We start from the raw sequence: 26,867 nt of genomic DNA, 5'->3' as shown, positions 1-26,867 counted from the left end.
CACCCACGAAAGAGAAAGCCGACGGGAGCAAAGGAGAAACCCAACGGGGAGGAGAACCGGTGAAGGCGCACAATCTGGGACGGGAAGCGTTTGCGTCCCTTCTTGCTCATGTGGCCATCGACGAGCAGCTGCGCCCGGCGCTGGAAGGCGGAGAGCTTGTGCGCCTTGAGGTGTGGCGCAAAAAGCGGCTGTGGCGCGTTCACGTGCGCTTTGACCGCCTCCTTGCGCCCGACGCCTATCGCGCGCTTGTCCGGGCCTTGCGCGCGCGCTTTGCCGATCTGGCCGCCGTCGACCTGTGCCTGTCGTACCGCGAGCCGGTTGACCCCGCCGCGGCGGTGGCGGCCTATTGGCCGGTGGCGGTGGAAGAGGCCTTTGTCGACTGCCCGACGCTCGCCGCCGCCCTTTCCCCCTGCCAGCCGGCCGTTGATGGGCACGTGGTGCACGTCGGCGTGCCCAACGACGTGGTGCTGGGCCACGTCAAGCGCAAGGGGGCCGACCGCTTGCTCGCCGCCCGCCTGGCCGACCTGACCGGCCTGACGCTTGCTTTCCGCTTTGCCGTGGAGGAGACCGGCGAGGCGCTGGAGGCCTTCCGCGAGCGGCGCGAGCAGGAAGAGCGCGAGCTGGTCGAAGCCGCGCTAACCGCCGAGGACGCGCGGCAGCGGGAGGCGACGGCCGCGGCGAAGGCCGCGCGGGCGGAAGAGGAGGACGAGGCCGTCCTGTACGGCTACGCCATCGGCGACGAGCCGGTGCCGCTCAAGGCGGTGCAGGAGGAGGCCCGCCGCGTCGTCGTGCAGGGCTGCGTCTTTGACGTGGAGACGCGCGAGCTGAAGACGGGGCGCACGCTGGTCACCTTCAAGCTGACCGACTACACCGACTCGATTCTCGTCAAGGCCTTTGCCCGCGACAAGGACGAGCTGGCGCGCCTTTCCGGCATCGCCGAAGGGATGTGGGTGCGCGTGCGCGGCAGCGCGCAGCTCGACCCCTTCGTGCGCGACCTCGTCCTGAACGCCTCGGACATCAACCGCGCCGAGGCCCCCGAGCGCCGCGACACGGCCGAGGAGAAGCGCGTCGAGCTGCACCTGCACACGCCAATGAGCGCCATGGACGCCGTGACGCCGGTGAAGAAGCTCGTCGAACGGGCGGCCAAGTGGGGCCATCCGGCTATCGCCATCACCGACCACGGCGTGTGCCAGGCCTTTCCGGAGGCGTACGAAGCCGGACAGAAATACGGCGTGAAGATCCTGTACGGAATGGAGGCGTACCTCGTCGACGACGGCGTGCCCATCGTCTACAAGGCGGCGCCGCGTCCGCTACTCGACGACACCTACGTCGTCTTCGACATTGAGACGACGGGCCTGTCCTCCGTCGACGACCGCATCATCGAGATTGCTGCCGTCAAGGTGCACAAGGGCGAGATCGTCGACCGCTTTGAGTCCTTTGTCAACCCGCACCGCACGATTTCGCCGAAGATTCAGCAGCTTACCGGCATCACCAACGAGATGGTGAAGGATGCGCCGGAGCTGGACGAGGTGCTGGTGCGCTTTCGGGCCTTTGTCGGCGACGCCGTGCTGGTGGCCCACAACGCCCGTTTCGACACGGGTTTTCTTGCCGTCAACTACCGGCGCATCGGCCAGGAGCCCCTGGCCAGCCCGGTTCTGGACACGCTGGAGCTGGCCCGCGCCCTCTATCCGAACCTCCGCAACCACCGCCTGAACACGCTGTGCGAGAAGTTCGGCATCCCCCTCGTCCAGCACCACCGTGCCGTCTACGACGCCGAGGCCACGGGGTACCTTCTGTGGAAGATGCTCCTCGACGCCAAGGAGCGGGGATACGATACCCTCGACGCGCTCAACCGGCTGGTCGGGACCGGCGACGTCTCCCGCCAGCGTCCCTTCCACGCCACGCTCCTCGTGCTGAACGCGGCGGGGCTGAAGAATTTGTACAAGCTGATCTCGCTGTCCCACATGAAATACTTCCACCGCACGCCGCGCATCCCGCGCAGCGTGCTCCTCGAGCACCGCGACGGCCTCCTCGTCGGCTCGGCCTGCGACCAGGGCGAGGTGTTCGAGGCGGCGATGCACAAGTCGGAGGACGAGCTGGAAGAGGTGGCCGCCTTCTACGACTACCTCGAAATCCAGCCCGTGGCCAACTACCGCCACCTCATCGACAAGGACCTCGTGCGCGACGAGGAGCACATCCGCGACATCCTGCGCAAGATCGTCCGCGTCGGCGAGAAGCTGGGCAAGCCCGTCGTGGCCACGGGGGACGTCCACTACCTCGACCCACACGATGAGGTGTATCGGCGCATCCTTGTTCATGCCCTCGGCGGCGCGTCGCCCCTCGATCCCGATCGGCTGCCGCCGGTCTACTTCCGCACCACCGACGAGATGCTGGAGGCCTTCGCGTTCCTCGGTGAGGAGAAGGCCCGGGAAGTGGTCATCACCAACACCCGTCGCATCGCCGATTCGATCGAGGACCTCAAGCCGTTCCCCGACGAGCTGTACGCCCCGGTGATCGAGGGGGCCGACGAGGAGATCCGCCGCATGGCCTACGAAACGGCGCGGCGCATCTACGGCGACCCGCTGCCGGAAATCGTCGAGCAGCGCCTGGAGAAGGAGCTCAACAGCATCATCAACCACGGGTACGCCGTCATCTACCTCATCTCGCACAAGATCGTCAACAAGTCCCTCGAGGACGGCTACCTCGTCGGCTCGCGGGGATCCGTCGGCTCCTCCTTCGTGGCGACGATGACGCGCATCACCGAGGTCAACCCCTTGCCGCCGCACTACGTCTGCCCGTCGTGCCACTTCAGCGAGTTCTTCACCGACGGGTCGGTCGGCTCGGGCTTCGACCTGCCGGACAAGGACTGCCCGCGCTGCGGAACGAAGCTGAAGAAGGACGGCCACGACATTCCCTTCGAAACGTTCATGGGCTTCAAGGGCGACAAGGTGCCGGACATCGACCTCAACTTCTCCGGCGAGTACCAGCCCATCGCCCACAAGTACACGGAGACGCTGTTCGGCAAGGATTACGTGTTCCGCGCCGGGACGATCTCCACCGTGGCCGACAAGACGGCCTACGGCTACGTGATGAAGTACGTGGAAGAGAAGGGGCTCAAGCTGCGCCAGGCGGAGATCGACCGCCTCGCCCGCGGTGTGACCGGCGTGAAGCGGACGACGGGGCAGCATCCCGGCGGGCTGATGGTCATCCCGCAGGACAAAGAGGTGTACGATTTCACGCCGATCCAGCATCCCGCCGACGATCCCGAGGCGGGCACGATCACGACGCACTTCGACTACCACGCCATCAGCGGGCGGCTCCTCAAGCTGGACATCCTCGGGCACGACGATCCGACGGTGCTGCGCATGCTGCAGGACCTCACCGGCATCAACCCGAAGGAGGTGCCGGTGGATGACCCGAAGGTGCTGGGGATCTTCAGCAGCACGGAGCCGCTGGGCGTGACGCCGGAGGAAATCGGCACCAACGTCGGCACGCTGGGCATCCCCGAATTCGGCACGAAGTTCGTGCGCCAGATGCTGGAGGACACGCGGCCGAAGACCTTTGCCGAGCTCGTGCGCATCTCCGGGCTGTCCCACGGCACCGACGTGTGGCTGAACAACGCCCAGGACCTCATCCGCAGCGGGACGGCCAAGCTGTCCGAGGTCATTTCCACGCGCGACGACATCATGGTCTACCTGATCCAGAAGGGCATGGAGCCCTCGCTGGCCTTCAAGATCATGGAGCGCGTGCGCAAGGGGAAGGGGCTGGGCGACGAGGAGATTCAGGCCATGCGCGAGCACGGCGTGCCGGAGTGGTACATCGCCTCGTGCCAGAAGATCAAGTACATGTTCCCCAAGGCCCACGCCGTGGCCTACGTGCTGATGGCCGTGCGCATCGCCTGGTTCAAGGTATACCGGCCGATCGAATTTTACGCCACCTACTTCACCGTCCGCGCCGACGACATCGATCTCGCCCTCGTGCGCCGCGGTCCCGACGCCGTGCGGGAGAAGATCCGCGAGCTGAACGAAAAGGGCGCCAGCGCCACGCCCAAGGAGAAGAACCTGCTGACCATCCTCGAGATGTGCCTGGAGATGCTGGCGCGGGGCTTTTCGTTCCAGAACATCGATTTGTACCGTTCCGACGCGACCAAGTACCTCGTCGACGGCAACACCCTCATCCCGCCGTTCAACGCCCTGCCCGGCGTCGGCACGGCGGCGGCGAAAGCCATCGTCGAGGCGCGGGAGGAGGGCCCGTTCCTCTCCGTCGAGGACTTGCAGCAGCGCGCGCGCGTCTCCCGCGCCGTGATCGACCTCTTGGCCGAGCAGGGCATCCTGCGCGACCTGCCGGAGACGAACCAGCTGTCGCTTTTCTGAAGCGGTTTGTTGTCGACGGCCGCGGCGCATGCTATAATAGTCGTCGTATGGCGCCGGAATATCCGTTCGCGACAAGAGTGGGGCAACCCACTCTTTCTTGTTAGGCATTGCAGGGAGGGTCCCAACGTGAGCCAATCGATTGAAGCGCTCGTCGAGCGGCTGGCGGCGCCGATCCTGGAAGAAGAGGGCTGCGAGCTGGTCGACGTCGAGTTTAAGCGAGAAGGCAGGAGCTGGTACCTGCGCCTCTATATCGACAAGGAGGGCGGCGTGGACATCGAAGACTGCAGCCGGGTGAGCGAGCGGCTTTCTGCCCGCCTGGATGAGGTGGACCCCATTCCCCAGGCCTACTTCCTGGAAGTGTCGTCGCCGGGAGCCGAACGGCCGCTGACCAAGCCGCGCCACTTTCACTGGGCGGTGGGGAAGACGGTGCACGTCACCACGCGCGAGCCGCTTGATCGCCAAAACGTGTTCCAGGGCTACCTAACGGCCTTCGACGGCCAGACGCTGACCATCGAAGATTTGGATGACGAGGAAAAGGTGTACACGATTCCGTATGACAAGGTGGCCAAGGCCCGGCTGCTCGTCGTGTGGGATTGACCGGACCACGGTGAAGCGTTGAAAGGAGGAACCGTCGCGTCATGAACGCCGACTTGATCCAGGCGCTCAACGACCTGGAGCGGGAAAAAGGCATCAGCAAGGAGACGCTGATCGAAGCCATCGAAGCGGCGCTCATTTCGGGCTACAAGCGCAACTTCAATTCTGCCCAGAACGTGCGCGTCGACATCAACCGCGAGACGGGCGAGGTGAAGGTGTACGCGCGCAAGACCGTGGTGGAAGAGGTGACCGATCCGCGCCTGGAAATCTCGCTCGACACGGCGAAGCAGATCAACCCCAACTACCAGCTCGGCGACATCGTGGAGATCGAGGTGACGCCGCGCGATTTCGGGCGCATCGCCGCGCAGACGGCCAAGCAGGTGGTCACCCAACGCATCCGCGAAGCCGAGCGGCAGATCATCTACCACACCTTTGTCGACCGCGAGCACGACATCATCACCGGCATCGCCCAGCGGCGCGACAGCCGCTTTTGGTACATCGATCTCGGACGCACGGAGGGCCTCCTGCCGCTTCATGAGCTGATGCCGACCGACAACGTGAAGCAGGGCGACCGCATCAAGGCCTACATCACGCGCGTGGAGAAAACGACCAAGGGACCGCAAATTCTCCTGTCGCGCACCCATCCCGGCCTCTTGAAGCGCCTGTTTGAACTGGAAGTGCCCGAAATCTACGACGGCGTCGTCGAGATCAAGGCCGTGGCGCGGGAGCCCGGCGAGCGTTCCAAAATCGCCGTCACCTCCCATGACCCGAACGTCGACCCCGTGGGGGCCTGCGTCGGGCCGAAGGGGATGCGCGTGCAGACGGTGGTGAACGAGCTGAACGGGGAGAAGGTGGACATCGTCCGCTGGTCCGACGATCCTGCGGAGTTCATCGCCAACGCCCTCAGCCCGGCCAAGGTGATCCACGTCCTGATCGACCGCGACAGCAAGGTGAGCCGCGTCATCGTGCCCGATCACCAGCTGTCCCTCGCCATCGGCCGACGCGGGCAAAACGCGCGCCTGGCGGCCAAGCTGACGGGGTGGAAGATCGACATCAAGAGCGAGACGCAAGCGCGCGAGGAGGGCCTGTGGGATCCCGACGCGCCAACCGACGCCGCCGATGAAGAAGATGCGCCGGATGCCGATGACGCGTGGGAGGCGGACGCCGACGCGGCCGATGGATCCGCCGACGCGGACCTGGCGGAAAATGACGCAGAGGCTGTGGCGGAAGAAGGCGCGGAGGCGGCCACCGAGGAAGGGGCGGAGCCTTCCGCGGCCGACGACGCCGCCGATGATTCCGTCACCAAACCGGCCGATCACCGATAAGCGATCCGGAGCCGAGATCCGGTAAGGAGGGGAGCGCGATGCGGCCGAAAAAGGTTCCCATGCGCAAATGTGTCGGCTGTCAGGAGATGTTTCCCAAGAAGACGCTGATCCGCGTCGTGCGCACGCCGGAGGGGAACGTCATCGTCGACCCGACGGGGAAGGCGAACGGCCGAGGCGCATACCTGTGCGGCCGGAGTGAATGCTTCGCTCAGGCGCGGAAGAAAAAAGCCCTCGAGCGGGCCTTGAGCGTGGCCATTCCGGATGAGGTTTATCAAGAATTGGAGGAAAAGTGGGTGGGCAAGACCGATGCGTGACCCCTTTCACCAGCTTCTGGGTCTTGCCTTTCGCGCCCGTCGTGTGGTGACGGGCGACGAGCTGGTGCTGCGGGCGGTGCGCCGAGGCCGGGTCCGGCTGGTCATCCTGGCTGCCGATGCGTCGGAACGGACGAAGAAGAAGTGGCGGGACAAATGCGCGTTTTATGCGGTTCCCCTGGTGGTCACGTCTGACCGGATGCAACTGGGAGAGGCGTTGGGGAAACACTCGCGCGTGGTCATCGGCGTAACCGACGAGAACTTTGCGCGCCGGCTGAGGGAGCTGGCCGGGAACGACTCACTGGGGGTGAAAGCATGAGCAAGATGCGCGTGTACGAATACGCCAAGGAACGGAACGTCAGCAGCAAGGATCTGATCGCCATTTTGAAGCGCCTCGATGTGCCGGTGGCCAACCACATGAGCGTGATCGATGAGGACACGCTGAAAAAGTTGGATGACTACTTCAAAAAGGCCAGCGAGCGCAAGAGCGGGGACAAACGCCGCCGCCGTCGCCGCAAGCGCACCGGCGGGATGCGACCGGCCGACGGGCAGCAAGCGCAGCAGGCCCCGCAACCGGCGCAGACGGCCCAGCAGGGCGCGCCCCATCGCGACAAGCCTGCCGAAGGAGCGGTGGCCGGAGCGGCCGACAAGGCGGGACGCAACGAGGGGAAGAAGGCCGGCAAACCGGGTGATGCGGCCAAGGAGGAGCGCGTGCGTCAGCAGGGCGCTGCCGTGCGGGAGCCCGAGCGGAAGGCAGCCCCGACCGTGAGCGAGAAGGTGAAGGAGGAGCCGGCGCCGGCAGGTGAGGAGGAGCTCGACGACCGCTTCCTCGACGACGAGGTGGAGCGCCGCTTCAAGCCCAAACGGACGAAACCCGCGCCGAAGCGGTTTGACGACAGCAAGCCGGCCGGCAAGGGCAAGAAGGGCAAGGAGACGAAGAAGGCGGAAAAGGCGCCCGAGCCGAAGAAACCGGAGAAGAAAACGCCCGAGAAGATCGAGATCAGCGGCGATCTGACCGTTGGCGAGCTGGCCAAGAAGCTGAACAAGGAGCCGGCGGAAATCATCAAGAAGCTGATGGCCCTGGGCATCATGGCGACGATCAACCAGACCGTGGACAAGGACGCCATCCACCTCATCTGCGAAGAGTACGGCGTGCAGGTGGAGGAGAAGGTCGTCGTCGACGAGCTGAACTTCGAGACGATCGAGGAAGTGGACGATCCGGCCGACCTGGTGGAACGGCCCCCTGTGGTGACGATCATGGGTCACGTCGACCACGGGAAGACGACGCTCCTCGATGCCATTCGCCACGCCAACGTCGCGGCGCAGGAAGCGGGCGGCATTACGCAGCACATCGGGGCGTACCAGGTGGAGGTGAACGGGAAGAAGATCACCTTCCTCGATACGCCTGGCCACGAGGCGTTCACGGCAATGCGCGCCCGCGGGGCCAAGGTGACGGACATCACCGTTCTCGTCGTGGCCGCCGACGACGGCGTCATGCCGCAGACGGTGGAGGCGATCAACCACGCCAAGGCGGCGGGCGTGCCGATCATCGTTGCCGTCAACAAGATCGACAAGCCGGAGGCCAATCCCGACCGCGTCAAGCAAGAGCTGACCGAACACGGCCTTGTTCCCGAGGAGTGGGGCGGCGACACGATCTTCGTGCCCATTTCGGCGCTGAAGAAGCAGGGCATTGATGAACTGCTGGAGATGATCCTCCTCGTGGCCGAGATGCAGGAGCTGAAGGCCAACCCGAACAAGCGCGCCCGCGGGACGGTCATCGAGGCCAAGCTCGACCGCGGCCGCGGCCCGGTGGCGACGGTGCTCGTCCAGCACGGCACGCTGCGCGTCGGCGACCCCATCGTCGTCGGCAACACCTACGGCCGCGTGCGGGCGATGACCAACGAGCGCGGCGAGCGGCTGAAGGAAGCCGGCCCGTCGACGCCGGTGGAGATCACCGGCCTCAACGACGTGCCGTCGGCCGGTGACGCGTTCATGGTCTTCGAGGACGAGCGCAAGGCGCGGGAGATCGGCGAAGCCCGGGCCGAGCGGGCGCGGGAGGCCGAGCGCCAGGCGACGGCCAAGGTCACCCTGGACGACCTGTTCAAGAAGATCCAGGAAGGGGACATCAAGGAGATCAACGTCATCATCAAGGCCGACGTGCAGGGGTCGGTTGAGGCGCTCAAGAACGCCCTGGGCAAAATTGACGTGGAGGGCGTGCGCGTCAACGTGATCCACGCCGCCGTCGGGGCGATCACCGAATCCGACGTCAACCTGGCCGCCGCGTCGAACGCCATCATTATCGGCTTCAATGTCCGTCCGGAGCCGTCGGCGCGCAGCGCGGCGGAGCGCGAGAAGGTGGACATCCGCCTGCACCGCATCATCTACGAGGTGATCGACGAGATCGAAGCGGCGATGAAGGGCCTCCTCGAGCCCGAGTACCGCGAAGTGCTCGTCGGCCGGGCCGAGGTGCGCCAGGTGTTCAAGATCTCCAAGGTCGGCACCGTGGCCGGCTGCTACGTCACCGAGGGCAAGGTGGTGCGCGACGGGATCGCCCGCCTGGTGCGCGACGGCATCGTCATCTACGAAGGGAAGATCGACTCCCTCAAGCGCTACAAGGACGACGTGCGCGAGGTGGCCCAGGGGTATGAATGCGGCCTGACGCTGGAGAACTTCCAGGACATCAAAGAGGGAGACGTCATCGAGGTCTCCCGCATGGAGGAAGCGCCGCGCGCGTGATCGTCGCCTGCCTGGCCTGCGAGTGTTTCCTCCCGGGCTGCCGGTCGCTGAAAGAGAAGCGCGGCGTCGTCAAGCGCGTCTTGAACCGGGTGAAAAACCGCTTCAACGTGTCCGCTGCCGAGGTGGACTTTTGGGACCACTGGCAGCGGACCACCCTGGCCTTCGCCGCGGTGGCCGGCGAGCGCCGCTTCCTCGAGGCGGAGCTGGAGCGCGTACGCCGGTTTGTCGAAGCCCACGAGGGGCTGGAAATCCTGCGCGTCGACCTCATGTTCCTCTAACGGGCAAAAGAAGGCGAGGTGGAGACCGTGCCCAACTACCGCATCCAGCGTTTGGCGGAGCGGATCAAAGAAGAGCTGAGCGACATCCTCCAACGCGAGCTGAAAGACCCGCGCCTGGGGTTTGTCTCCATTACCGACGTGGAGCTTACCCGTGACCTGCAGGTGGCCAAGGTGTACGTCAGCGTCCTCGGCAGCGAGGAGGAGAAGGAGACCTCCCTGGAAACGCTGCAGCGGGCCAAAGGGTTCCTGCGCACCGAAATCGGGCGGCGCATCCAAATGCGCCACGTGCCCGACCTGCTGTTCAAATTCGACACCTCCATCGAACACGGCGCGCGGGTTCACGAACTCCTTCTCGAACTGGAGCGAAAAGGGGAATTGACCCGCGACGGCGAAGGGACCGACGAGGCGGCGAAGGAGGAGCGCGCCGATGACGAATGAGTTGGCGCGCGCCTTGACGGACGCGGTGCGCTTTCTGCACGACCACGACGACTTTCTCGTCGTTGCGCACACGAACCCGGACGGCGACGCCACCGCCTCGGTGCTGGCGATGGCGTGCATCCTCGAGCGGCTGGGCAAGCGGTACACCCTGGCCAACGAGGGCGAGACGCCGCGGCGTTACGCCTTTCTCCCCCGCGCCGACCGCATCGTGAACCACGGGCGCCATCCGCTGGGGCGGACCTACACCGCCGCGATCGCCCTGGACTGTGCCGATTTGGAGCGGATCGGCGACGTGCGGAACGTCCTCGCGCCGAACGCGGCCGTGCTCAACATCGACCATCACGTGACGAACACGCGGTACGGCTCCGTCAACCTCGTCGTGCCCCAGGACGCCGCCACGGCCCAGGTGGTGTACCGCTTGGCCCAAGCCGCAGGGGTGGCCCTCGACGCGGAACTGGCCACCTGCTTGTACGCGGGCATTCTCTCCGACACGGGCGGCTTCCGCTACGCCAACACCACCGCCGAAGCGCTCCGCGTTGCTGGCGAGCTCGTCGCCGCCGGCGTGCGCCCCGACGTCGTCGCCGAGCGGATCCTTGAGCTGCTCACGGAACCGCAGCTCCGCCTTTTGCAGCGCGTTCTGCCCTCCCTGGAGCGCTATGGCGACGGGCGCATCGCCTGCCTCACCGTTACGCTGGAGGATGTGGCCGCGGCGCAGGCCACCCGGGGCGACCTGGAGGGGCTCGTTGCCTACGCCCGCAACCTGGAGGGCGTGGCCGTCGGCGTGTTGTTCCGCGAAGACGCGCCGGACGCCGTCAAGGTTTCCCTGCGCGCCCGCGAGCCGGTCGACGTGGCGCGCATCGCCCAGGAGTTTGGCGGCGGGGGGCACGTGCGCGCGGCGGGATGCACGCTGCGCGTCCCCCTCGACGAAGCCAAGCGGCGCGTCATCGCGCGGCTTGAGCGCGAAACGGAGGGGCTTTCCCTTGTCCCTTGACGGCATCCTTCCGCTGTACAAGCCGGCCGGCCTCACCTCCCATGACTGCGTTTTGCGCGTGCGGCGGGCGCTGGGCATCCGCCGCGTCGGCCACGGCGGCACCCTCGACCCGGAGGTGGACGGCGTCTTGCCCCTTCTCATCGGTCGAGCCACGCGCCTGGCCGAATACCTGCTGGATCGGCCCAAGGCGTACGAGGGAGAGGTTGTGTTCGGCGTGGCGACGGACACGCAGGACCAGAGCGGCACGGTGGTGGCCGAGGAGGCCGTCTCCCTCACGCCGGACGCGGTGGCCGCGGCCATGGCCCAATTTCAGGGCGAGATTGAGCAGGTACCGCCGATGCACTCGGCGGTGAAGGTGGGCGGCGTACCCCTCTACAAGCTGGCCCGCGCAGGGAAAACGGTAGAGCGGCAGGCGCGTCGGGTGACGATCTACGAGCTGCGCCTCCTCGGCGGCGACTGGACCCCGCCCCACCCGCGGGCGCGCTTCTTCGTGCGCTGCTCCAAGGGCACCTACGTGCGCACCCTGTGCGTCGACATCGGCAAGGCCCTGGGCGTGCCGGCCCATATGGCCCGGCTGACGCGAGTGCAAAGCGGTCCGTACGCGCTGGCGGACTGCGTGACGCTCGACCAGGTGGAGGATGCGGCTGCCGGCGGAACGGTGGCCGCCCTCTTGCGCCCGATGGAGGAGGCGGTGGCCCATCTCCCCCGGGTCGACGTGCGCGAGGCGGAAGCCAAGGCCGTACGCCACGGGCGGGGGATCGACGCCCGCGCCCGAAACCTTTCGCCGGGGCTCGTGCGGGTCCACGACGCGCGCGGGCGCCTCTTGGCTATCCACCGCGTGGAAGCGGGCAAGCGGTTTACGGTGCCGCACAAAGTGCTTGCCGCTGGAGGGGAAGAGGCGTGAACGTGTATACGATCGCGTACGAAGCGCTGCCCGCTTCGGTCCAGCCCCACGTCGCCGCCATCGGGTACTTTGACGGCGTCCATCTCGGTCACCAGGCGGTGGTCCGCAAGGCCATCGCGCGGGCCCGCGAGCTGGGCGTGGCGGCGTCGGTGATCACCTTTCATCCGCATCCGCGCGAGGTGCTGGGGCGGTCTGGGTATGCCCGGTACATCACGCCCCTGGCCGACAAGCTGGCCCTCTTGGCCGAGTTGGGCGTCCAGGAAGCGTACGTGATCCGCTTCGACCGCGACTTTGCCGCCGTCGAGCCGGAGGCCTTTGTCGAGCGGTACCTCGTGCCCCTCAAGGTGCGCGGCGTTGCCGTGGGCTTCGATTTCACCTTCGGCCACCGCGGTCGGGGCACGGCGGACGCTCTGGTTCGCCTCGCCGCCGGGCGCTTCCCCGTTGACGTCGTCGCGCCGGTGACCGCGGAAGGCGAGAAGGTGTCCAGCACGGCCATCCGCGCGCGGCTCCTTGAGGGCCGCGTCGACGAGGCGGCGCGGCTCCTCGGGCGCCCGTACGCCATCACCGGCACGGTGGTGGCCGGCAACCGCATCGGCCGCACGCTCGGCTTTCCCACGGCCAACGTGGCGCCGAGCGAACCCTACGTCATCCCGGCGCACGGCGTCTACGCGGCGGAGGTGGCCTGGCGCGATGCCGTGTACGACGCCGTCGTCAACATCGGCGTGCGGCCGACGGTGGCCAAAGGCGGCGAGCCCACCGTTGAGGCCCATCTGCTCGACTTTTCCGGCGACCTCTACGGCGAGACGATCGCCGTCCGCTTTTTGCGCTACCTTCGCCCCGAACAGCGTTTCCCCGATCTCGACGCCCTGCGCGCGCAGATTGCCCGCGACATCGAAGCGGCGCGTCGGTGGCGAAAAACAAAGGCCTGATCCGTTTACTCCCGATTCGGGCTGTGCTATAATCGATCCGGATGCCGTTTGCGCCGCCAAGCGTTTGGCTTGGGCGTGCGGCCATGAACCGCAACGCGGAACGCCGCCTCACCAACGGCGTTCTGGGTTGACGGGGATTTTCGAGGAGGAGGTGACGACGATGGCGCTGACGCAAGAGCGCAAGCAGGAGATCATCAACGAGTTCAAGCTGCACGAGGCCGACACCGGCTCGCCGGAAGTGCAGGTGGCCATCCTGACGGAGAAGATCAACAACCTGACCGAACACCTCAAGGTGCACAAGAAGGACCACCACTCCCGGCGCGGCCTCCTGAAGATGGTGGGGAAGCGCCGGCGGCTCTTGAACTACCTGCGCGAGAAGGACTACGCGCGCTATCGGAAGCTGATCGAAAAACTGGGTCTGCGTCGCTGACGACAAGCGGGGGCTACCCCGCTTTTTCTCCATATCCCGTTGGCGCATTGAGTTGCCATGCGGTTTCCTTCCCCTTTGGGGCTTTCGAGCTTACGGTACTGGTGGAGCGCAGAGAGGAGGCACCTTGTTCTCGATGAGCCACGTGTTCACGATGGAACTGGCTGGCCGCCCGCTTTCCCTCGAATTCGGCAAGGTGGCCAACCAGGCGAACGCGGGCGTTCTCGTCCGCTACGGCGACACCGTCGTGCTGGCCACGGCGGTGGCCTCGAAGGAACCGAAAGACCTCGACTTTTTCCCGCTCACCGTCAACTATGAGGAGCGGCTCTATGCCGTGGGGAAGATACCCGGCGGCTTCATCAAGCGCGAAGGCCGGCCCAGCGACAAGGCCATCCTGGCCAGCCGCCTCATCGACCGGCCCATCCGCCCGCTCTTCCCCGACGGCTTTCGCAACGAAGTGCAGGTGATTGTCACGCCGCTGTCCGTCGACCAGGACTGCTCGCCCGAGATTGCCGGCATGATCGGGGCGTCGGCGGCGCTGACGGTGTCGGACATTCCCTTTGACGGCCCCATCGCCGGGGTGATCGTCGGCCGCGTCGACGGCCAGTTTGTCATCAACCCGACGGTGGAGCAGGCCGAAAAGAGCGACCTGCACCTCGTCGTCGCCGGCACAAAGCACGCCGTCAACATGGTGGAGGCCGGCGCGGACCAGATTCCGGAAGACGTGATGCTCGAGGCCATCCTCTACGGCCACGAGCAGGTGAAGGCGATCTGCCTGTTCCTCGAAGAGATTCGCGCGCAGATCGGCAAGCCGAAGATGGAGCCCGAGCTCTACGAAATCGACCCCGAGCTGGAAGCGGCCGTGCGCGCCTACGCGACGGACAAGCTGCTCGAGGCGATCCGCAAGCCGGAAAAGCAGGAGCGCCAGGCGGCCATCGACGCCGTCAATGAGGAGACGCTCCAGCACTTTGAGGCCCAGCTGGCCGATCGTGACGACGAGGAGCAGAAAAAGGCCCTCACGATGGTCAAGGACGCGCTGCACAAGATCCTCAAGGAGGAAGTGCGCCGCCTGATCATCGAGGAAAACACCCGCGTCGACGGGCGGGCCCTCGACGAGATCCGGCCCATCTCCTGCGAAGTCGGCTTGCTTCCGCGGACGCACGGGTCGGCCCTGTTCACGCGCGGCCAGACGCAGGTGCTCACCGTCTGCACCCTGGGGGCCAAGGGCGACATGCAGATGCTCGACGGGATCGACCTGGAAGAGTCGAAGCGGTTCATGCACCACTATAACTTCCCGCCCTATAGCGTGGGGGAAGTGCGGCCCATCCGCGGGCCGGGACGCCGTGAGATCGGCCACGGGGCCCTCGGCGAGCGCGCGCTGGAGCCGGTGATCCCGTCGGAAGAGGAGTTCCCCTATACGATCCGCCTCGTTTCCGAGGTGCTCGAGTCGAACGGCTCCACGTCGCAGGCCAGCATCTGCGCGAGCACGATGGCCCTCATGCACGCCGGCGTGCCGATCAAGGCGCCGGTGGCGGGGATCGCCATGGGCCTGGTCAAGGAAGGCGATCAGGTGCGGGTGCTGACCGACATCCAGGGCATCGAGGACGCCCTCGGCGACATGGACTTCAAGGTGGCCGGCACGACCAAGGGGATCACCGCCCTGCAGATGGACATGAAGATCGCCGGCATCGACCGCGAGACGCTTCGCATTGCCCTGGAGCAGGCGCGCAAGGCGCGGCTGTACATTCTCAACAAGATGCTCGAGACGATCCCCGAGCCGAACAAGACCGTCTCGCCGTATGCGCCCAAGATCCTCGTCATGCAGATCAACCCCGACAAGATCCGCGAGGTCATCGGCCCGAGCGGCCGCGTGATCAACCGCATCATCGACGAGACGGGCGTGAAGATCGACATCGAGCAGGACGGTCGCATCTACATCACCCACGTCGACCCGGCCCAGAACGAAAAGGCGAAGAAGATCATCGAGGACCTCGTGCGCGACGTCGTCGTCGGCGAGTCGTATGTCGGGACGGTCAAGCGCATTGAGAAGTTCGGCGCCTTCGTCGAGATCCTGCCCGGCAAGGAAGGGCTCGTGCACATCTCCCAGCTGGCCGAAGGGCGTGTCGGCCGGGTGGAAGACGTGGTCAAGGTGGGCGACACCATCGTCGTCAAGGTGACGGAAATCGACTCCCTCGGGCGCATCAACCTGTCGCGCAAAGCGGTGCTGCAGGAGCAGGCCGCCCAGGGAGCCAAGTCGTGACGGAGCAAAGAGAGGCGTTCTGCCTCTTTTTTATTTTTGGGTGGGGGATGCGCAGGATGAAAGAGGTGTTTTTCGATCGGAATGTTCAGAAGCTGTTTTTTGCCAATCTGTTCTCCGGGTTCGGCCAGGGCATGACCATGATCGGGATTTCCTGGCATTTGGTGACGGAGACGGGTTCGGCAAAGCCGTTCCCCAGTTCAACCGGACGCGGCGTCGCCGGAGAAGGCTGTCCCCAGATCGTAAGATGGGCTGCATTTTATCGGCTACAGAGCCACTACAGGGATGAAAGGGAACTCGGGGTACTCGGGGAAATCGAGCCACCAAATTCTAGTAAGATTACGAAGGGGGGTATGCTTGGATAAAACCTAAGTATGGCTTGCTGGACCCAAGATAGGCAATCCGCTCGTCGGGAACGAGTTGTACCCAATAGATGATGCCAAGCGGATCTGGATAAGAGCTCAAAGAAGACGAAACCCGACAACTCGAAAACGGCTCAACTCACTGGCAAGCGTCCCCCTGCGCGGACATACGCATGGAAGTGGGGGGATGACGCATGCGAAGCCGACGCGAGCGACGCGACCGACGCGACGCGGGGCGATTCGCTGTGGCGCTCCTCGTCGCGTTTTGCGTGCTGTGGGCCCTCGCTTCCCGCGGGCCCATCGACCGCTATGGGGCGGCCCTGGCGCCCGCGGCGCCGAAGGAGCCCGTCGACGAGGAATGGATGGCCAAGGTTCGGCAGCTGGCGGCCGCGCGCCGCGTGCCGCCCGTCGACGCCCGCCTCGACCCGGTGTGGAAGGCGATCCCCGGGTACAACGGCCTCGAGGTGGACGTGGAGCAGTCGTACTGGAAATCGCGGGCCATGGGGGTGGTGAGCGCCGAGGCGCTCGTGTATCGGCAGGTGCCGCCCAAGGTGCAGCTCGACGACCTCATGCCGGCGCCGATCTACAAGGGCAATCCGCAAAAACCCGTCGTGGCCCTGATGGTCAACGTGTCGTGGGGCACGGAGTGGATCGAACCCATGCTGGACATCTTGAGGCGCGAAGGGGTGCGGGCCACCTTTTTCCTCGACGGCTCGTGGGTGGCCAAAAACCCCGACGTGGCCAAGAGAATCGCCGCCGCCGGGCACGAAATCGGCAACCACGGCTATTCCCACCCGCTCTTCAGCCGCGTCTCCACCGCGCGCATCGAGCAGGAGATCGCGCGGACGAACGAGGTGATCGAGCGGACGGTGGGCGTGAGGCCCAGCCTCCTTGCCCCGCCGGCCGGCGATTACGACGAGCGGACGGTGCGGTTGGCCTGGCAGGCCTTCGGGATGAAGACGATCCTGTGGACACTGGACACCGTCGACTGGAAGCGGCCGCCGGAGACGGCGATCGTCCAGCGCATCGTTCCCCGTGTGCACGGGGGCGCCCTCATCCTCATGCACCCGACGGAGCCGACGGTGAAGGCCCTTCCGGCGCTGATCCGCGGCATCCGCGCCAAGGAGCTCATCCCGAGCACGGTGAGCGATTGCCTGTCGCCGGAACGGGTGACGGTCCCTTTTCCCCCAACAGAAAATCAGGGATCAAGCGGGGTGGGGTTTTGATTGAAAGGCGACGATGCGGTTTGCTATAGTGAATACCGAAGCTACGGCGAAGGAGGATGCGCGTGATACAAAAGCGAACGCTGGACAACGGTTTGCGCGTCATCACCGAATCCATTCCCTCCGTGCGCTCGGTGGCCATCGGCGTGTGGGTGGGAACGGGTTCGAAATACGAAACCCCTGCCACCAACGGCATTTCCCATTTCATCGAGCACATGATGTTTAAAGGCACCACCCGCCGGACGGCGCGGCAGATCGCCGAGGCGTTCGACAGCATCGGCGGCAACGTCAACGCGTTTACGTCGAAGGAGTACACGTGCTACTATGCCCGCGTGCTCGACCAGCACGTGGAAATCGCCCTCGACGTGCTCGCCGACATGTTCTTCCACTCCCTCTTTGACGCCGCGGAGCTGGAAAAGGAAAAGAACGTCATCATCGAAGAGATCCGCATGTACGAGGACACCCCCGACGAGCTGGTGCACGACCTCATCGCCGCGGCGGCCTTTCCCGGCCATGCGCTGGGGTTCCCGATATTGGGAAGCGAGGCCAATTTGCAGGCGTTTACGCGCGACGACCTGCTTCTCTACATCGAGGACCACTACAACGTGGAAAACACGGTGATCACCGTCGCCGGCAACATCGACGACACGGTGCTCAAGCGCATCGAAAAGCACTTCGGCGCCTTCTCCCGCCACGGCAACCGCAAAGCGCCCCCGCCGCCGGCGTTTGAGGCCGGCGTGGCCGTGCGGGCCAAGGAGACCGAGCAGGCCCACCTTTGCCTGACGTTGCCGGGCCTGCCCCTTGACGACCCGGACATCTATTCGCTCATCCTTCTCAACAACGTGCTGGGCGGCAGCATGAGCTCGCGCCTGTTCCAGGAGGTGCGCGAGGAGCGGGGATTGGCCTATTCCGTTTATTCCTATCATTCCGGCTATCGCGATGGCGGGCTCTTTACCATCTACGTCGGCACGGCGCCGCGCCAAGTGGATCAGGTGGTCGACCTCGTCACGCACATCCTGGGCGACGTGAAGGAGCGGGGCATCACCGAAGCGGAATTGGAGAACGGCAAGGAACAATTGAAAGGAAGCCTCATGCTCAGCCTGGAGAGCACGAACAGCCGCATGAGCCGCCTCGGCAAAAACGAGCTGCTCCTCGGCCGGCATTTTACCCTGGACGAGATCCTCGAGCGGATCGAGGCGGTGACCCTGGAGACGGTGCGGCGGGTGGCCCAGCGGGTTCTGTCCCATCCGCTCGCACTGGCCATGGTAGCCCCCCTCGACGAGCCGCCGGCCACCTACCGGAGGGATGCCCTTGTATAAGGTGTGGATCAAGCGCCTGCCCGGAAACGACGATCTCCCCCTGCCCGAGACGATGACGGCCGGCGCCAGCGGCTTCGACCTGCGCGCCGCGGTGACGGAGCCGGTGACGCTCCAGCCCGGCGAGCGCGCGCTGATTCCGACGGGCATCGCCCTCGCCATGCCCGAGGGGCTGGAGGCCCAGGTGCGGCCCCGCAGCGGCCTGGCCCTGAAGCACGGCATCACGTGCCTCAACACGCCGGGCACCATCGACGCCGACTACCGGGGGGAGATCGGCGTCATCCTGATCAACCTCGGAAAAGCCCCCTTCACCGTCAAGCGCGGCGACCGCATCGCCCAGCTCGTGTTCCAAACCGTGCCCCGCGTGACGCTGGAGGAGGTGGCGGAACTGCCGCCCAGCGAACGGGGAAGCGGCGGGTTTGGGCATACCGGCGTAAGATGACGCAGCGCCCCCTGAGGAGGGGGCGTTTTTTTGTGCAGGCCGACAGGGAGGTGAGCAACGCGTGCGGGAGACGACATATACATAAACCGCAACGTGAAGGGGGGGACGTGCATGCGCTTTCGGGAGATGAAGGAAAAGGAGATCATCGACTATGATCGCGGGGAGCGGCTGGGCGTGCTCGGGGATGCCGATTTGCTCCTCGATCCCTCGGGGCGGATCGAGGCCATCGTGCTCGCCGCCCCGTCCCTGTTCGGCTTTCCGCGGCGGCGCGCCGCCATCGTCATTCCTTGGGATGCCGTCTTGTCGGTGGGACCGGACCTGATCATCGTGCGCAGCAGCCAGGCGGTGACGGACGGTCCGCATCCCTCGGAACCGTAGGCTTTCCGTCATCGCGGGCGATTCACCCTTGAGGGTGCAGCGGAATAGGATGCACCAGACTTGGCGCGATCCCGGTTGCGACCCATTGGATACGGTTTGCAATCGCCACGTTTTCGAGTACAATGGTCTGAAAGGGGAACGCCCGCATGTTGACGGGGATCCACATCGCGTTTGCTGGCGGAGACGCCCGTCATTTGGAAGTGATTCGCAAATGCGTGGAACTGGATGCGACGGTCACGCTGTTTGGGTATGACAACCTCAATCCGCCACCGGTAGGCACGACGAAAGGGCGTTGGGTTCCCGGAGAACTGACCGGCATCGACGTGTTGGTGCTGCCGGTCGTGGGCACGGATGACAACGGCCACGTGGAGAGCATCTTCGCCCCTGGCACCCTCGTCTTCCGCGATGAGCACGCGGCGCAGCTCAAGCCGTCAACCCTGGTGTTCACCGGAATGGCCCGACCGTATTTGCTGAATCTCTGTCAGCGGCACCGTTTGCGGCTCATCCAGCTCCTCGATGTGGACGAGGTGGCCATCTACAATTCCATCCCCACGATGGAAGGCGCCCTCATGATGGCCATCCAGAACACGGACATCACCCTCCACGACGCACAAACGATCGTGCTGGGGCTGGGCCGCACGGGCTTCACCTTGGCCCAAGGGCTCAAGGCGCTGGGGGCGCACGTGCGCGTCGGTGTGCGGCGACCCGAACACTACGCGCGTGCCTTTGCGATGGGGTATGCGCCGTTTTATTTGCGCGACCTGGCCCAGTGCGTGCGCGACGTGGACATCGTGTTCAACACCATTCCGGCCCTTGTGTTGACGGCGGAAGTGATCGCGCGCATGCCGCCGCACGCCGTGATCATCGACCTGGCGTCGAGCCCCGGCGGCACCGACTTTCGCTACGCGGAAAAACGCGGCATCAAGGCGCTCTTGGCCCCTGGTTTGCCCGGGATCGTTGCCCCGAAGACAGCCGGACAGATCTTGGCCAACACGATCATCCGGCTGATCCTCGAAAAGAAGGGGAACCAGGAGGGTTTGCCGTGAACCTGAGCGGGAAAACCATCGGCTTCGGCCTGACCGGTTCGCACTGCACGTACGCCGAGGTGATGCCGCAGATCAAGCGGCTCGTCGACGCCGGCGCCACGGTGATTCCGATCGTCACCCACACCGTGGCCACCACGAACACGCGCTTTGGTGACGCCGAGGATTGGCTGCGCCGGCTGCGCGAGATCACAGGACGCGACGTGATTGCCTCCATTGTCGAGGCCGAGCCTCTCGGGCCATCCAAGGCCCTCGACTGCATGGTGATCGCCCCCTGCACCGGCGCGTCGACGGCCAAACTGGCCAACGCCATCACCGACAGCCCGGTGCTGATGGCGGCCAAGGCGACGATGCGCAACGGGCGTCCGGTCGTCGTGGCCATCTCCACCAACGACGGCCTGGGACTCAATGCGGCCAACATCGCCAAGCTCATCGCCGCCAAGAACATCTACTTTGTTCCCTTTGGGCAAGACGCGCCCGATAAGAAACCCAACTCTCTCGTGGCGCGGATGGCGCTGATCCCCGAAACGGTGGCGGCGGCCTTGGAAGGCCGGCAGCTGCAACCCGTTCTCATCGAAACGTATCGCTACACCCAGGCGTAGGGCACCGGCCTACGCCCTTCGCCTTGTTGGAGACAACGCGCCCGCGTTCCTGTAGCGGAGCGCGGCAGCCTATGGGAGAGGAGAGAACGACGTGGCGAACAGGCGGTTGAACGTTGCTGTCGTCGGCGCAACGGGAGCGGTCGGACGAGAGATTCTGCGCCTCTTGGAGGAGCGCGATTTTCCCGTTGGCGAGCTGCGCCCCCTCGCCTCGGCGCGGTCGGCGGGGAAGACGGTCGCCTTCCGCGGCCGGGCCGTGACCGTGCGGGAGGCGACGCCGGAGGCCTTTGACGGGATCGACCTGGCCTTGTTCAGCGCGGGGGGAAGCACGAGCAAGGCCCTGGCACCCGAAGCCGTGCGGCGCGGGGCTGTGGTCATCGACAACTCGTCAGCCTTCCGCTACGAGCCGGACGTCCCCCTCGTCGTGCCGGAAGTGAACGCCCACGCCCTGGCGCGCCACAAGGGGCTCATCGCCAACCCCAACTGCACCACCGCCATCCTGGCCGTGGCCCTCTGGCCGCTGCACCAGGCCTTCCGCGCCAAGCGGGTCATCGTCAGCACGTACCAGGCGGCCAGCGGGGCGGGGGCCGCGGCGATGGAGGAGCTCCTGCGCGAAACCGGCCGGGTGCTCCATGGCGAGGAGGCGCGGGGCGAGGTGTTTCCCCATCCCCTGGCCTTCAACGTCATCCCGCAGATCGACGCCTTCCAGGACAACGGCTACACCCGCGAAGAGATGAAGGTCGTCTGGGAGACGCACAAGATCTTCGGCGACGATTCGATCCGCATCAGCTGCACCGCCGTGCGCGTCCCCACGCTGCGCGCCCACGCCGAGGCCGTCACCGTCGAGTTCGCGCGCCCGGTGACCCCCGAGGCGGCCCGCGCCGTGCTGGCAGAGGCGCCGGGCGTGGAGGTGGTCGACGACCCAGCCGAGCGGCGCTATCCCATGCCCCTCACCGCCAGCGGCAAGGGGAACGTCGAGGTGGGGCGCATCCGCCGGAACCTCGCCTTTGACAACGCCCTCGACTTCTTCGTCGTTGGCGACCAGCTGCTGAAGGGCGCCGCCCTCAACGCGGTGCAGATCGCCGAGCATCTCTTCCTGCGGATTGATGCGTGAGGGGGAGGACGGGCCATGCGCATCCTCGTGCAGAAGTTCGGCGGCACCTCGGTCAACGCGCCGGAAAAGCGGGCGCGGGTCATCCACCATGTGCGCCGGGCGATGGAAGAAGGGTACCGCGTCGTCGTCGTCGTGTCGGCCATGGGGCGGCGCGGCGAGCCCTACGCCACCGACACGCTCCTTGACCTCGTGCGCGACGAGGAAGGGGTGCTCCTTCCCCCGCGCGAGCGTGACCTCTTGATGCACTGCGGGGAGATTATCGCCGGCGCCGTGCTGGTGGCCGACTTCGCGCGGGCGGGGCTCAAGGCGCGCCTCCTCACCGGCGGCCAGGCGGGCATCGTGACGGACAACGAGCACACCAATGCGCACATCGTCAGCATCAACCCGAAGCGGATCCGCGACGAGCTGGAGAAGTGCGACGTGGTGATCGTCACCGGGTTCCAAGGCCAGACGGCGGAAGGGGAGATCACCACCCTTGGGCGCGGCGGCAGCGACACGACGGCCACGGCCCTGGGTGTCGCCCTCCGCGCGGAATACGTGGACATCTTCACCGACGTGGACGGCGTGATGACGGCCGACCCGCGCATCGTGGAAGACGCCCGCCCCCTGTCGACGGTGACGTTCTACGAGGTGTGCAACATGGCCTATCAGGGGGCCAAGGTGATCCACCCGCGGGCGGTGGAGATCGCCATGCAGACGAACACGCCGATCCGCATCCGCTCCACCTTCTCCGATGACCCCGGAACGCTCGTCACCAGCGTCGCCGAGAAGAACCGCATCGCCACGGAGTTCCGCGACCGGCCGATCACGGGGATCGCCTACGTGGCCAACATCACGCAGATCAAGGTGCCGGCGCCCGAAGGCGAGTACGACGTGCACCTCAAGGTGTTCAAGGCCATGGCCGAACACCACATCAGCGTCGATTTCATCAACGTCAACCCCACCGGCGTGGTATACACGGTGGCCGACGAGGAGGCCGAGCGCGCGGCGGCCATCCTGCGCGAGATGGGCTTTTCGCCGCAGCTCGTGCCGCACTGCGCCAAGGTGTCGGCCATCGGGGCGGGGATGGCCGGCGTGCCCGGCGTCATGGCCATGATTACCGAGGCGCTGACCGAGGAGGACATCCCCATCCTCCAGTCGGCCGACTCGCACACCACCATCTGGGTGCTCGTCAGGCAAGAAGACATGGTGCGGGCCGTGCGCGCCCTGCACCGGAAGTTCAACCTCCACAAAATCGGTGCGCAGGAGGCGGAAGCGGCGTGCTGTTCGGACGACTGATCACCGCAATGGTGACGCCTTTCGACGACAATTTGCGGGTGGATTATGCGGCGGTGGAGCGACTCCTCGATCATCTGTTCGCCACGGGGACGGACAGCGTCGTCGTGGCCGGGACGACGGGCGAGTCGCCTACGCTGAGCAAAGAGGAAAAGCTCGAGCTGTTTCGTTTCGTCGTGGAAAAGGTCCGGGGGCGCGGCAAGGTGATCGCCGGCACCGGCGGCAACAACACGGCGGAGGCGGTGAAGCTCACGCAGCTGGCCGAGGAGGCCGGCGTGGACGGCATCCTGAGCGTCGTCCCGTACTACAACAAGCCGTCCCAGGAAGGCCTGTACCAGCACTTCCGCGCGATTGCCGAGAGCACGCGCCTGCCGATCATGCTCTACAACATTCCCGGCCGCACCGGCGTCAACCTGAGCGCGGAGACGGTGGTGCGCCTCTCCGCCATCGACAACATCGTCGCCGTCAAGGAATCGAGTGGCAACCTGTCGCAGATGGCGACGATCATTGAACAGACGCCCGATGATTTCCTCTTGTACAGCGGCGATGACTACCTGACGCTTCCGGCTCTCGCCATCGGGGCGGTGGGGGTCGTCAGCGTGGCGTCGCATGTGGTGGGACGGGAAATAAAGGAGATGATGGAAGCCTTCTTCGCCGGCGACGTGACCCACGCCGCCGCTCTCCATCGCAAGCTGCTGCCGCTGTTTGAGGGGCTGTTCATGGCCCCGAACCCGGTGCCGGTCAAGGCGGCCCTCAACATGATGGGCATTCCCGTCGGCGGCGTACGCCTGCCGCTTGTCCCCTTGGACGAAAACCAGCGCCAAGCGCTGGCGAAACTGCTTCCGCGCCGGTAATCGCCGGGAAGGTTTTCCTGTTTCAACTTGTCACATTCGGTCTTCTCGGGTATAATGGGACCAAGTGACTGTGTGCGGCTCGAACGGTGTAACGGCAACCCCTATAGGAGGGGCACCAGTTGTCGAAAGGGTACAACCGCAGACTGCTGATCTTTGCACTGGGCGGGCTCGGCGAGATCGGCAAGAACATGTACTGCGTCCAGTACGGCAACGACATCGTCGTGATCGATGCGGGGCTGATGTTCCCCGAGGAGGAGATGCTCGGGATTGACATGGTCATCCCGGACATCTCCTACCTCGAGGAACACAAGGACAAGGTTCGGGGGATCCTGCTCACGCACGGTCACGAGGACCATATCGGGGCGCTGCCCTATGTCCTCAAGCGCGTCAACGTTCCGGTGTTCGGCACGAAGCTGACGCTCGGGTTGGTGGAGGCGAAGCTCCGTGAGGCGGGCATCCTGAATCAAACGAAGCGGGTGCTCATCCATCCCAAGTCGGAAATCCGCCTTGGCGTCTTCCGGGCGACGTTTTTCCGCACCAACCACAGCATTCCCGATTCGGTCGGCATTTGCCTGGAGACGCCGGAAGGGATTGTCGTGCATACGGGCGACTTCAAATTCGACCAGACGCCGGTCGGTGGCCAGGTGGCTGATCTCGCCAAGATGGCGGAAATCGGGGAGCGCGGGGTGCTCGCGCTGATGTCGGACAGCACCAACGCCGAGCGTCCCGGTTACACGGGGTCAGAACGTCTGGTCGGCGAAGCGATCTTGGACGTTTTCCACAAGGCGAAACAGCGCATTGTGGTGGCCACCTTCGCGTCGAACATTCACCGCATCCAGCAAGTGATCGATGCGGCGGCCGCAGTGGGACGGAAGGTGACGATTGTCGGCCGGAGCATGATCAACGTCGTGCAGACGGCCATCGACCTGGGATACCTGAAAGTGCCGCCGGGCATGCTCGTGGAGCCGGACGAAATCAACAAGCTCCCCGCTCATAAGGTGGTCATTCTGTCGACGGGGAGCCAGGGCGAGCCGATGTCCGCCCTCACCTTGATGGCCCGGTCGGCACACAAGAAGATCGACATTTTGCCGGGCGACACGGTCATCATTGCTGCCACCCCCATTCCGGGCAACGAGCGGTTTGTCGGGCGAACGGTTGACCAGCTCTTCCGCCTCGGCGCCGAGGTGGTCTACCACGCTGCCGGAACGCATCCGGGCGTGCACGTCTCCGGTCACGGCAGTCAGGAAGAGCTCAAGCTGATGCTCAACCTGATCAAGCCGAAGTACTTTATTCCCATCCACGGCGAGTACCGCATGTTGCGCATGCATGCCAAGCTCGCCGAGCAGGTGGGAATTCCCCCGGAGAACATCTTCGTTTTGGACAACGGCGACACCGTGGAAATTGCGGGCGGCAAGGCCCGATATGGCCCGAAGATTCCCGCGGGCAACGTGCTCATCGACGGGCTGGGTGTCGGCGATGTGGGCAACATCGTCCTGCGAGACCGCAAAGTCCTGTCTCAGGACGGAATTCTCGTGGTTGTCGTTACACTGAGCAAACAGGACGGCAAAATTCTGTCCGGTCCCGACATCATCTCCCGCGGGTTCGTCTACGTCCGCGAGTCGGAGAAACTGTTCGAGGAAGCCAACCGCATCGTCACGCAGACGCTCACGAAGTGCATCGAGGCGAACATTCAAGACTGGTCGACGTTGAAGAACAACGTGCGCGACGCGTTGGGCCGGTACCTTTACGACATGACGCGTCGCCGCCCGATGATTCTCCCCATCATCATGGAAGTGTGATCTCGCCGAGCCACACAGGAGCCGGGAATCCTTGCGCTGCAAGGGTTCTCGGCTCTCGCCTTTTTTGGAGACCCCCGTTTGCCAACTCAAAGAGTGTTTTGGTTGTCTTGTTCTCATGCGCTGTCACGAATTTTGATTTTGGTTTGCCCGAAAAATCGTCACAGTTAGGCCGACCGATTCCACCGGGAACTCTTTGGGCGGAATTCAGCGTCTTTGCGAAGTTTTTTCGGACACGCGTCCGGTCAGTTCCGCGTCCAATGGCCGCCTCCAAATAACGTTCGCGCAATTCTTTGTTTACAAGCACTTCTGCCGCCATTTCCAATTCGGTGGACAGGCTATCCGCCCTCCTGATCCAACATCCCCATTCATTGCTCGCTTTGTTTTCTAGGTCTTTCCATCGCCCCCATCCGAGCTGTTCATTGAGCGCGGCGTGAACTTGTTGCACGCTCTTCCACACCGGGTGCTGTTCGCCCGGCGCTGGAAACATGACCGGGTGCGCTTTATGGTGGGTCTCCGCCATCCCGACCGTTTCGACGGTCAAGTACAAGGCCATAGCCCCCGAAACGATCGCCAAGGACAACACAACTCCTGAACGTGAAAACTGGTCGGCACGTTGCAATCCCATTATACAGATCCTTCCAGTCCAAGTAGACGTATTCCAGTCCCGCTTCAACCGAAGGGATTTTTCGTCAAAAATTACCGTAGTTCGACAAAGGATTCGACGGCCACGCGGGGAAGCAGTCCCACGAGGTGGGGGCTGTGGTGTTGCCAAATACGAGGTGATTGCCCGCGTTTTGGGGATAATGCGCCAACCGATGCTGCTCGGCCCGTATGTAGGACATGCGGGGGTTTGAGCAAATGAAAACCTCCTGATATCGTGGTGGTGTCAGAAGAAGCAC

At 65.0% G+C, this 26,867-nt stretch carries 24 protein-coding genes and 1 pseudogene; 24 read left to right on the top strand and 1 reads right to left on the bottom strand.

The genetic code is table 11. The features are described 5' to 3' along the window. Positions 1-59 precede the first annotated feature (59 nt). The 24 genes and pseudogenes from IEX61_RS06100 (at position 60) to IEX61_RS05985 (ending at position 25,968) form a co-directional block, all read left to right on the top strand. Entirely contained in the window at positions 60-4,373 is a 4,314-nt protein-coding gene (locus IEX61_RS06100; RefSeq protein WP_229725735.1) for a PolC-type DNA polymerase III, read from the top strand. A 126-nt stretch (positions 4,374-4,499) separates the two neighbouring features. Then, a complete protein-coding gene (rimP, locus tag IEX61_RS06095) occupies positions 4,500-4,970 on the top strand; it encodes a ribosome maturation factor RimP (RefSeq protein WP_054671148.1) in 471 nt (156 codons plus the stop codon). A gap of 41 nt (positions 4,971-5,011) precedes the next feature. Continuing rightward, the gene (gene nusA, locus IEX61_RS06090) at positions 5,012-6,292 is read left to right on the top strand and encodes a transcription termination factor NusA (RefSeq protein ID WP_188817141.1); all 1,281 of its coding nucleotides are present in this window, start codon (positions 5,012-5,014) and stop codon (positions 6,290-6,292) included. A 38-nt stretch (positions 6,293-6,330) separates the two neighbouring features. Beyond that, positions 6,331-6,606: an RNase P modulator RnpM gene (gene rnpM, locus IEX61_RS06085; RefSeq protein ID WP_054671145.1), complete on the top strand. Its 276-nt coding sequence runs from the start codon at positions 6,331-6,333 to the stop codon at positions 6,604-6,606. Next, positions 6,599-6,922, top strand: a complete 324-nt coding sequence (locus tag IEX61_RS06080) for a YlxQ family RNA-binding protein (protein ID WP_054671142.1) — start codon at positions 6,599-6,601, stop codon at positions 6,920-6,922. Before rnpM ends, IEX61_RS06080 begins: the two co-directional genes overlap by 8 nt. Continuing rightward, positions 6,919-9,339: a translation initiation factor IF-2 gene (infB, locus tag IEX61_RS06075; RefSeq protein WP_229725734.1), complete on the top strand. Its 2,421-nt coding sequence runs from the start codon at positions 6,919-6,921 to the stop codon at positions 9,337-9,339. Before IEX61_RS06080 ends, infB begins: the two co-directional genes overlap by 4 nt. Continuing rightward, positions 9,336-9,617, top strand: a complete 282-nt coding sequence (locus tag IEX61_RS06070; RefSeq protein WP_229725733.1) for a DUF503 domain-containing protein — start codon at positions 9,336-9,338, stop codon at positions 9,615-9,617. The genes infB and IEX61_RS06070 overlap by 4 nt, the downstream gene beginning before the upstream one ends. Before the next feature lie 27 nt (positions 9,618-9,644). Beyond that, complete coding sequence (gene rbfA / locus IEX61_RS06065) at positions 9,645-10,055, top strand: 30S ribosome-binding factor RbfA (protein ID WP_083463125.1); 411 nt, start codon at positions 9,645-9,647, stop codon at positions 10,053-10,055. After that, positions 10,045-11,046, top strand: coding sequence for a DHH family phosphoesterase (locus tag IEX61_RS06060; protein ID WP_188817140.1), 1,002 nt, complete (start codon positions 10,045-10,047; stop codon positions 11,044-11,046). Before rbfA ends, IEX61_RS06060 begins: the two co-directional genes overlap by 11 nt. Continuing rightward, positions 11,036-11,950, top strand: coding sequence for a tRNA pseudouridine(55) synthase TruB (gene truB / locus IEX61_RS06055; RefSeq protein WP_188817138.1), 915 nt, complete (start codon positions 11,036-11,038; stop codon positions 11,948-11,950). The genes IEX61_RS06060 and truB overlap by 11 nt, the downstream gene beginning before the upstream one ends. Continuing rightward, the gene (locus IEX61_RS06050) at positions 11,947-12,879 is read left to right on the top strand and encodes a bifunctional riboflavin kinase/FAD synthetase (RefSeq protein WP_188817136.1); all 933 of its coding nucleotides are present in this window, start codon (positions 11,947-11,949) and stop codon (positions 12,877-12,879) included. Before truB ends, IEX61_RS06050 begins: the two co-directional genes overlap by 4 nt. 160 nt (positions 12,880-13,039) lie before the next feature. Further along, a complete protein-coding gene (gene rpsO, locus IEX61_RS06045) occupies positions 13,040-13,309 on the top strand; it encodes a 30S ribosomal protein S15 (protein ID WP_054672438.1) in 270 nt (89 codons plus the stop codon). 133 nt (positions 13,310-13,442) lie between these two features. After that, positions 13,443-15,566, top strand: a complete 2,124-nt coding sequence (gene pnp / locus IEX61_RS06040) for a polyribonucleotide nucleotidyltransferase (protein WP_188817134.1) — start codon at positions 13,443-13,445, stop codon at positions 15,564-15,566. Between the two features lie 56 nt (positions 15,567-15,622). Continuing rightward, positions 15,623-15,751: pseudogene (locus tag IEX61_RS06035) on the top strand (MFS transporter); the annotation flags it as partial. Positions 15,752-16,119: 368 nt separating this feature from the next. Next, on the top strand, positions 16,120-17,151 hold the full coding sequence (locus IEX61_RS06030) for a polysaccharide deacetylase family protein (protein WP_188817132.1): 1,032 nt from the start codon (positions 16,120-16,122) through the stop codon (positions 17,149-17,151). A 62-nt stretch (positions 17,152-17,213) separates the two neighbouring features. Beyond that, positions 17,214-18,467 (top strand): M16 family metallopeptidase, encoded by a 1,254-nt coding sequence (locus IEX61_RS06025; RefSeq protein WP_054672895.1) that lies wholly within the window; start codon positions 17,214-17,216, stop codon positions 18,465-18,467. Continuing rightward, complete coding sequence (dut, locus tag IEX61_RS06020; protein WP_229725732.1) at positions 18,460-18,906, top strand: dUTP diphosphatase; 447 nt, start codon at positions 18,460-18,462, stop codon at positions 18,904-18,906. The genes IEX61_RS06025 and dut overlap by 8 nt, the downstream gene beginning before the upstream one ends. A gap of 111 nt (positions 18,907-19,017) precedes the next feature. Continuing rightward, positions 19,018-19,284, top strand: a complete 267-nt coding sequence (locus IEX61_RS06015) for a YlmC/YmxH family sporulation protein (RefSeq protein ID WP_054672630.1) — start codon at positions 19,018-19,020, stop codon at positions 19,282-19,284. Positions 19,285-19,430: 146 nt separating this feature from the next. Next, a complete protein-coding gene (gene dpsA / locus IEX61_RS06010) occupies positions 19,431-20,330 on the top strand; it encodes a dipicolinate synthase subunit DpsA (RefSeq protein WP_054672631.1) in 900 nt (299 codons plus the stop codon). After that, a complete protein-coding gene (locus IEX61_RS06005; RefSeq protein ID WP_188817129.1) occupies positions 20,327-20,929 on the top strand; it encodes a dipicolinate synthase subunit B in 603 nt (200 codons plus the stop codon). The genes dpsA and IEX61_RS06005 overlap by 4 nt, the downstream gene beginning before the upstream one ends. A gap of 91 nt (positions 20,930-21,020) precedes the next feature. Continuing rightward, positions 21,021-22,040 (top strand): aspartate-semialdehyde dehydrogenase, encoded by a 1,020-nt coding sequence (locus IEX61_RS06000; protein WP_229725731.1) that lies wholly within the window; start codon positions 21,021-21,023, stop codon positions 22,038-22,040. Between the two features lie 15 nt (positions 22,041-22,055). Further along, positions 22,056-23,318 carry an aspartate kinase gene (dapG, locus tag IEX61_RS05995; RefSeq protein ID WP_188817127.1) on the top strand — a complete coding sequence of 421 codons (1,263 nt, stop codon included), beginning with the start codon at positions 22,056-22,058 and terminating at the stop codon, positions 23,316-23,318. After that, a complete protein-coding gene (dapA, locus tag IEX61_RS05990; protein ID WP_083463007.1) occupies positions 23,300-24,169 on the top strand; it encodes a 4-hydroxy-tetrahydrodipicolinate synthase in 870 nt (289 codons plus the stop codon). The genes dapG and dapA overlap by 19 nt, the downstream gene beginning before the upstream one ends. Before the next feature lie 119 nt (positions 24,170-24,288). Then, positions 24,289-25,968, top strand: a complete 1,680-nt coding sequence (locus IEX61_RS05985) for a ribonuclease J (RefSeq protein WP_054671609.1) — start codon at positions 24,289-24,291, stop codon at positions 25,966-25,968. On the opposite strand, the gene IEX61_RS05980 is transcribed toward IEX61_RS05985, so the two are convergent. Further along, positions 25,955-26,593: a hypothetical protein gene (locus IEX61_RS05980; protein WP_188817125.1), complete on the bottom strand. Its 639-nt coding sequence runs from the start codon at positions 26,591-26,593 to the stop codon at positions 25,955-25,957. The two genes, IEX61_RS05985 and IEX61_RS05980, sit on opposite strands and share 14 nt — an antisense overlap. Between the last annotated feature and the right edge of the window lie 274 nt (positions 26,594-26,867).

The sequence above is a fragment of the Calditerricola satsumensis genome (assembly GCF_014646935.1).
Taxonomy (GTDB): domain Bacteria; phylum Bacillota; class Bacilli; order Calditerricolales; family Calditerricolaceae; genus Calditerricola; species Calditerricola satsumensis.
This window is presented reverse-complemented; position numbering and strand designations above follow the sequence as displayed.